This window comes from uncultured Georgenia sp. (assembly GCF_937958535.1).
Classification (GTDB): Bacteria; Actinomycetota; Actinomycetes; order Actinomycetales; family Actinomycetaceae; genus Oceanitalea.
In genome coordinates this window covers 1-7,484 of the sequence record NZ_CALGNQ010000093.1, presented here as the reverse complement: position 1 = coordinate 7,484, position 7,484 = coordinate 1, and the positions used below count along the sequence as shown (strand labels likewise).

The following is a 7,484-nucleotide window of genomic DNA, read 5'->3' as shown; positions in this document are numbered from 1 at the left end:
CCCTGCCCTTCAACCGGGAGGCGCTGCGCGAGCGCAACTACATCGACTGCATCGTGGTCCTGCACGAACGCTCGCTGCTCGACGAGGTCGGCCTGTTCGACGAGTCGCTGCGGCGCAACGTCGACTGGGACCTGCTCATCCGGATGGCCGAGGTCACCGACTTCGAGCTCGCCCCGTTCGTCGCCACCCGGTACGACGTGTGGGAGGACCGCACCGACCGCATCACGATCAACGAGCCGCTCGGCTATCGGTACGCCGTCCTGGGCAAGCACCTGGTCGACTGGCCGGCCGTGGAGGCAGCGGCGGCGCAGCGCCGCCCGGGCACCGTCTCCGTCGTCCTCCACGCCGCGCAGGAGGCCGGGCCGGTGACGCGGACGGTGGAGCGGCTCTTCGAGGTCACCGACCCCGAGGACCTCGAGGTGCTCGTCGTCGACGCCAAGACACCGGACGCCGAGGGCTACCTGCTGCAGTGGCTCACGGTGCGCTTCCCGCAGGTCCGGGTGCTGCGGCAGACGCGCGGGCTCACGCCGGAGGTGGCCCGCAACCTCGGAGCGGCGCACGCGACCGGCGAGACGCTCGTCTTCCTCATGCCCGACACGTGGGCGGAGCCCGGCTGGCTCGAGCCGCTCACCGCCGCCCTGGCCGACGGCGCCGCAGCGGCCCAGCCGCTGGTCATGGCACCGGACGGCACCGTCTGGTCGGCCGGCGTCGCCTTCGCCCGGGGCGCTCACCCGCACAGCCTGTTCCGCACCTTCCCGGCCGACGACCCGGCAGTCGGGCGCCCGCGCACCCCGGCGGCGCTCTCCTCGGCGATGATCGCCGTCCGCGCCGCCGACTTCGCCGCCGTGCGCGGCTTCGACCCGCTGTTCGTGCGCGACATGGACAACCCCGACCTCAGCCTCCGGCTGGCCCGGCACACCGGCCGTCCGCTGCGCTACGTGCCCGCCAGCCAGGTCGCCCTGGAGATCTACCGCCGGCGGCAGAACCGGGAGGAGTCGGCGGCGGTGGCCACCGACAACCAGGAGCTGCTCACCGGCCGGTGGCAGGAGGAGCTGCGGCCGGACGACACCGAGGCGTGGGCCGAGGCGGGCTACCAGGTCGTCGGCTACGACGGCGCGCCCCCGACGCACTGGGGCTTCGACCCCATCCTCGTGCGGGACCGGCCGGAGCGTCCGCTGCGCTGGGCGATCAAGATCGGCGCCCCCGACGTCGCCCGCCGCACGAACTGGGGCGACTGGCACTTCGCGCTCGGCCTCAAGGCCGCGCTGGAGCGGCTCGGCCAGGAGGTCGTCATCGACGCCAAGCGCGCCTGGTACCGACCCTCGGCCCGGTTCGACGACGTCGCGCTCGTGCTGCGCGGGGTGAGCACGTACCGCACCAACCCGCAGCAGCTCAACCTGTGCTGGGTGATCAGCCACCCCGAGCGGGTCACCCGCCGCGAGATGGCGAGCTACGACGGCGTCTTCGCCGCCTCGACCCGGCTGGCGGAGCGGATGTCCGCCGACCTCGGCGCGCCGGTGCGGCCGCTGCTCCAGTGCACCGACGCCGAGCGTTTCAAGCCGGTGCCGGCCGAGGAGCCGCTGCCCCGGCACGAGGTCCTCTTCGTCGGCAACGCCCGCGGGATGCGGACCTCGGTCGGCGCGGCGCTGGAGGCCGGCATCACCCCGGCCGTCTACGGCGTGCGCTGGGAGGGGCTGCTCCCCGACGGCGCGTGGCGCGGTGAGTACGTGCCCAACGAGGAGCTGGCGCGGTACTACGCCGGGGCCGGCGTGGTGCTCAACGACCACTGGGACGACATGCGCCGCGAGGGCCTCATCTCCAACCGGGTCTTCGACCTCGCGGCGTGCGGGGCCCGGGTGGTCAGCGACCACGTCGAGGGGATGGCCGAGGTCTTCGGCGACGTCGTCCTCACCTTCCGCACCCCCGAGGAGCTCGCGGCCGCCGTCGCCACCCACCTCGCCGAGACCCCGGAGCGGGCGGCGGCACGGGAGGCGCTGTCCGAACGGGTGCGCCGGGAGCACTCCTTCGACGCCCGCGCAGCCGAGCTGGTCGAGGCGGCGCAGCGCCTGCGCGCCGAGCGGGGCCTGGCACCGGTGCCCTGAGGCGGCTCTCCCAGCGGTTGAGCACCGGCGGCGAGCACGTCTACGCTGCCTCGTCACGTCCGACCCGCCGCCTCGGCACCGGTCGGCCGTGCCTGCCCTGCCTCCTGCGGAACGAGCCAGCGTGACCAGCACCGACACCCAGCACACGACCGGCACGGCGCCGGTGCGGTCGTCGGTGTTCCGGCCCGACATCGAAGGGCTGCGCGCGGTGGCGATCGGGCTGGTGCTCGTCTACCACGCGGGCGTGCGGCAGCTGCCCGGCGGGTTCGTCGGCGTCGACGTCTTCTTCGTCATCTCCGGGTTCCTCATCACCGGGCTCCTCATCCGGGAGGTCGAGACGCACGGGCGGCTGTCCCTGCGCCGCTTCTACGCCCGCCGCGCCAAGCGGCTGCTGCCCGCCGCAGGACTGGTCCTCGCCGCGACCGCGGCGCTCACCTGGCTCACCATCTCCGTCGTCGACTGGCGCACCTTCGGCTGGGACATCGTGGGGGCGGCGCTGTACGTCGTCAACTGGGTGCTGGCCGGCCGGGCCGTGGACTACCTCGCGGAGGACGTCGGGGCCTCGCCGGTGCAGCACTTCTGGTCGCTGGCGGTGGAGGAGCAGTTCTACATCGTCTGGCCGCTCCTCCTCGTCCTCGTCGGCTGGGTGGTGCGACGCCGCGGCCTGCCCGTGCGGCCGGTCATGGCGGTGGCGATCCTCCTCCTCGTCGTCCCGTCCTTCGCCTGGTCGGTGCACCTGTCCCAGGCGAGCCCGGACGTCGCGTTCTTCGTCACCACCACCCGGCTGTGGGAGCTGGGGATCGGCGCCCTGGTCGCGATCGGGGCGGCGCAGTGGCGGCGGATCCCCGCACGGGCGGCGGCCGCCGTCGGGTGGGCGGGCCTGGCCGCGGTGCTCCTCGGCGGGCTGGTGATCTCGGCGGGCACGACGTGGCCGGGCACGGCGACGCTGCTGCCGACGCTGGGGACGGCGGCCGTGGTGGTCGCCGGCTTCAACCCCGGCGCGGGAGGCCCGGCCGGACTGCTCTCCTGGCGCCCGGCGGTGTGGGTGGGGGGCCTGTCCTACTCGCTGTACCTGTGGCACTGGCCGCTGCTCGTGGCCGCCACGGCGGCGTGGGGGGAGCTGGGCGCCAAGCGGGGCCTGCTCGTCGTCGCGGCGGCCTTCCTCCCCGCCTGGCTGAGCTACCGGTTCGTGGAGAACCCGATCCGCTTCTCCCGTGCCGTCTCCCGGTCGAACCCCCTCGCCCTGTCGGTCGGCGCCAACTTCTCCCTCCTCGGGGTGGTCGCCGGCCTCGCGCTCGTGCTCGCCGTGCCGAGCAGCGCGCCGGCCGCCGACGCGGCCGGCGCCTCCGTCCTCGACAGCCGGGCGTCCGGACCCGCAGCACGGGCGGCGGCCCCCGGCACGGTCGCCTCCCTCGCCGACGTCGGGACCATCACCCCCTCCCCCGCCCACGCGACCTCCGACGTCCCGGCCGGGTACGCCGACGGGTGCGACGTCGCCGTCACCGAGCGAGCCGTGGAGGTGTGCGAGTACGGCGACCCCGACGGCGACGTCGTCGTCGCCGTCGTCGGGGACTCCAAGGTCTTCCAGTGGCAGTCGGCGCTGGACGCCGTCGGCGCCGAACAGGGCTGGCGGATGGTCTACTACGTCAAGTCCGCCTGCCCGTTCGCCGACGCCCTGCCCGTCGCGGACGGCGAGGTCAACGAGAGCTGCGTCGAGTGGAACGAGGCGGTGCTCGCCCGGCTCGCCGAGCTGGGACCGGACGTCGTCGTCACCGGCCAGCGTCACGGCGTGGCGCCGGAGAGCCGCGAGCGCCTGGACGACCGCACCCCCGAGGCGATGGAGGAGGGCCTGGTCACGCGCTGGGAGCAGCTCGCCGAGCTCGGTGTCCCGGTCGTCGCGCTGCTCGACAACCCGAGCCCCGGGATGGAGGTGTACGAGTGCGTCGCCGAGCACCCGGAGCGCCTCGAGGAGTGCGTCTTCGACCGGGAGCGGGGCATCGCCTCCAGCGCCGCCCCGACCCAACGCGCCGCCGCCGAGCGCGTCCCGACCGCGCGGGTCGTCGACCCCACCGACTGGGTCTGCCCACAGGAGCAGTGCGTGCCGGTGATCGGTGACGTCCTGCTCTACCGGCAGGGCACCCACCTGACCGACACCTACGTCCGCAGCGCCACCCCGCTGCTCGCCGCGGAGCTCGTCCCGCTCGTCGAGGAGCTCACCGGCTCAGCGCCCGCGTAGGCGGACAGCGAGCCCGTGTGGGACGCCCGCTGCGGCTAGTCGACGATCCCGCGAAGTGCCGCGTCCAGCATGGGGGTCAGGGTGCGGGCGTAGCTGGCGGTGATGTGATGGCCGTCGAAGTAGACCACGACGTTCCCGATCACCGCGTAGCACTGGTGGTCGCAGAAGTAGTCGTTCAGGTCGATGAAGGTCACGTTGGACAGTCGCGACTCGAGCGCCGCGGTCGGGTCGACGTCGGCGAGGTGGAGCTCGCGTGGCTCGTTGCACGCGTCACTGCGGAGGCCGTGCTGTGCCAGGCACTCGACCCGACTGGACTCGAAGCGCGGGGTGTCACGGATGGCGGCGACCTCGACGCCGGCTGCCCCCAGCGACAGCCACATGTCGACGTACCCGTCGGGCACGTGCTCCTCCGGTCCTTGACCGCGTGTCGACGTCATGACGACGAGGCTCGGTTGCTCCTGGACCATCAGGTCGAGCAACGCCTCGTTCCATGCCATGCAGGACTCGAGCTGGGTCCCACCGCCCGGGGGGTCGGTACTGAACAGGCAGGAGCTCTTCGTGGCGGTGACGAGGCGCCAGCCGTGCTCCTCGGCGATCGGCTCGAGCGCCGGGAACCAGTGCGTCGAGTGGCTGCCACCCACGAGCATCACCGTGGTGGCCGACGTCGGGTCCCCGTACTCGCAGAGCTTGAGCTCGGGGTTCTCCAGTGCCTGCTGACAACCGTTGCGTGAGATCTTCGCGCGGTCCTCGGCAGCCTCGGCCAGGCTCGGCACGGGTCCGGTCGAGTAGTCCTGCTCGTTCCGGCCACCGACCATGACGGCCGCTCCGGGATGGTCACCCTCGACCGCGATGCCTGCCGTCACGTCCTCGACGCCCTGACCGACACGCGAGCTCGCCGCGACGCCCACTCCGGCGACCAGGGCCATGGCCGTCGCACCAGCCACCGGGAAGGTCCACGACCGGAGCGGAAGTACGCGCCCCAGCACCCGCTCGACCACCTGGCCCGACCTGACCGGTGTCTCGACGAAGCGTGTGGTCACCTCGGCGAGGGCGAACGACGTGGCGAGGATCGCCATGCCGGCGAGAAAGCCGGCGTGACTCTCACCGGACCACAGGAGGTAGAAGGTGAGGATCGGCCAGTGCCAGAGGTACAGGCCGTAGGCGATCCCGCCGACCTTCACGAGAGGGCGGATGGTGAGGAGCCGGTCCGCGCCCAACGCGCTCTGCGCCCCACTTCCGAGTAGGACGAGCACCGCTCCTGCGATCGGCCATGCCGCGACGACGCCCGGGAAGGCGTCGGAGACCGGGAGGATCACCCCGGTGAGGACGATCATCGCCAGGCCTACCCAGCTCGCGAGCGCGCCCCACCCGTCGGGCATGCGACGAACCCGCGAGATGACCAGCGCGAGGAGACCACCGGCGGCGAACTCCCAGACCCGCGTCCCGGTATGGAAGTAGGCGAGCGGTTGGTTCGCTGCGGTCAGGTACACCGAGAAGGCCGACGATGCGGCGAACAGAACCGTGAGCACCCACCCGAGCGACCGTTGGACCTCTCGCCGACGGAGAGCCAGAGCGACACCGAACACGACGATCCAGAGGAGGTAGAACTGGCCCTGGATCGACATCGCCCAGAAGTGCTGCACCGGGCTGCTCGGCTCGTCGCGTGCCAGGTAGTCGACGGACTTGGCGGCGAGCGCCCAGTTCTCCAGGTAGAGAGCCGAGGCGACAACCTCCAGGTACGTGGCCTCCTCCCGAGTGAACGGCATGAGCACGCGGGTCGCGACGAGCACCGCGGCGAGAACGGTGAGGGAGGCCGGGAGGAGCCGCTTGCCGAGCCGGGTGAGGAAGCGCCCGACGTCGAGCCGTCCGGTGCGCTGCACCTGGCGCAACAGCGACGTCGTGATGAGGAAGCCGGCGATGACGAAGAACACGTCGACTCCGCCCGAGACCTTGGCGAACCAGATGTGGTAGACCGCCACGAGGATCGCCGCGATGGCCCGCAGCCCCTCGATCTCGGGGCGGAACGCTCGCGTGTCGGGCCGTCGGCGCGCCACATGCCTCGCCCTGGTCAATGTCTCCTCCGTGAGTGATGGGGCTCGGCAGGACGCACGAGCGACTCGGCCGCAGCATCACAGGTCGACACTTGAAGATCAAGAATCGGCCCTGCGCACCCGCCGACGCACCCCGTCGAGAGGCGCCGCTAGCATCGTCGGTGTGCCCGCCCGCCCCCGCGTCCTCGTGGTCTCCTTCTCCCCGATCCACACCGACGCCCGGGTGCTGCGCCAGCTCGGGGTGGTCGCCCGCCACGCCCGCGTGACGACCATCGGCTACGGCCCCCGACCCGAGGGCTCCGACGAGCACCTGCGGCTGCCCGACGGGGCGGCGTCGCTACCGGAGACCCCGCGGGGCGTCGCGCTGCTCGCCGCCCGCCGCTGGCGGGCCGCCGAGCTGGCGGCACCCGGCGCCCAGCACGCACTCCGGCTCGCCGCGGGCCGGCGGTGGGACGCCGTCGTCGCCAACGACGCGCGTGCCCTGCCGGTGGCTCACCGGCTCGCCGCCGGTGCCCCGGTGTGGGCCGACTTGCACGAGTGGGCCCCGGAGGAGCGCACCCACGTCCTGGCCTGGCGGCTCCTCGTCGCCCCGCTCATGGACCACCTGTGCCGGGTCTACCTGCCCCGGTGCGCCGCGACGACCACCGTGGCGGCGTCGATCGCCGACCTGTACGCCGCGCGCTACGGGGTACGGCCGCAGGTCATGCGCAACGCGGCACCGTGGGCGGACCTGTCCCCCACCCCCGTCGACGCCCCGACCGTCCGGCTCGTCCACTCCGGCGGCGCCGTCCCCGGGCGCAACCTCGAGGCGATGCTCGACGTCGTCGAGCGGCTGGGCAGCGGCTACTCCCTCGACCTGTACCTCGTGCCCGGCGGCGACGGCGGGCGCTACCTGCGCGCCCTGCGCGACCGCGCGGCCGGCATCCCCGGGGTCACCTTCCACGACCCGGTCCCGCCCGGCGAGCTGCCGGCCACCCTCAACCGGTACGACGTCGGCGTGTTCTGGATCCCGCCGTTCAATACCAACGCCGCGCACACGCTGCCGAACAAGCTCTTCGACTTCGTCCAGGCCCGGCTCGCCGTCGCGGTGGGTCC

Annotated in this window: 4 protein-coding genes; 3 read left to right on the top strand and 1 reads right to left on the bottom strand. The window is 73.2% G+C overall.

Annotation, left to right across the window (positions count from 1 at the left end; translation table 11 throughout):
• A partial coding sequence (locus Q0195_RS05460) for a glycosyltransferase (RefSeq protein WP_299275633.1) occupies nt 1–2,102 on the top strand: 2,102 nt, incomplete at its 5' end.
• 121 nt (nt 2,103–2,223) lie between these two features.
• The gene (locus Q0195_RS05455; protein WP_299275630.1) at nt 2,224–4,338 is read left to right on the top strand and encodes an acyltransferase family protein; all 2,115 of its coding nucleotides are present in this window, start codon (nt 2,224–2,226) and stop codon (nt 4,336–4,338) included.
• Nucleotides 4,339–4,373: 35 nt separating this feature from the next.
• Here the strand turns inward: Q0195_RS05455 and Q0195_RS05450 are convergent, their stop codons facing one another.
• Nucleotides 4,374–6,392, bottom strand: coding sequence for an acyltransferase family protein (locus tag Q0195_RS05450; RefSeq protein ID WP_299275627.1), 2,019 nt, complete (start codon nt 6,390–6,392; stop codon nt 4,374–4,376).
• Between the two features lie 160 nt (nt 6,393–6,552).
• On the opposite strand from Q0195_RS05450, the gene Q0195_RS05445 reads away from it, so the two are divergent.
• Nucleotides 6,553–7,484, top strand: a 932-nt coding sequence (locus Q0195_RS05445; protein WP_299275624.1) for a hypothetical protein, incomplete at its 3' end; no start/stop codon positions are given.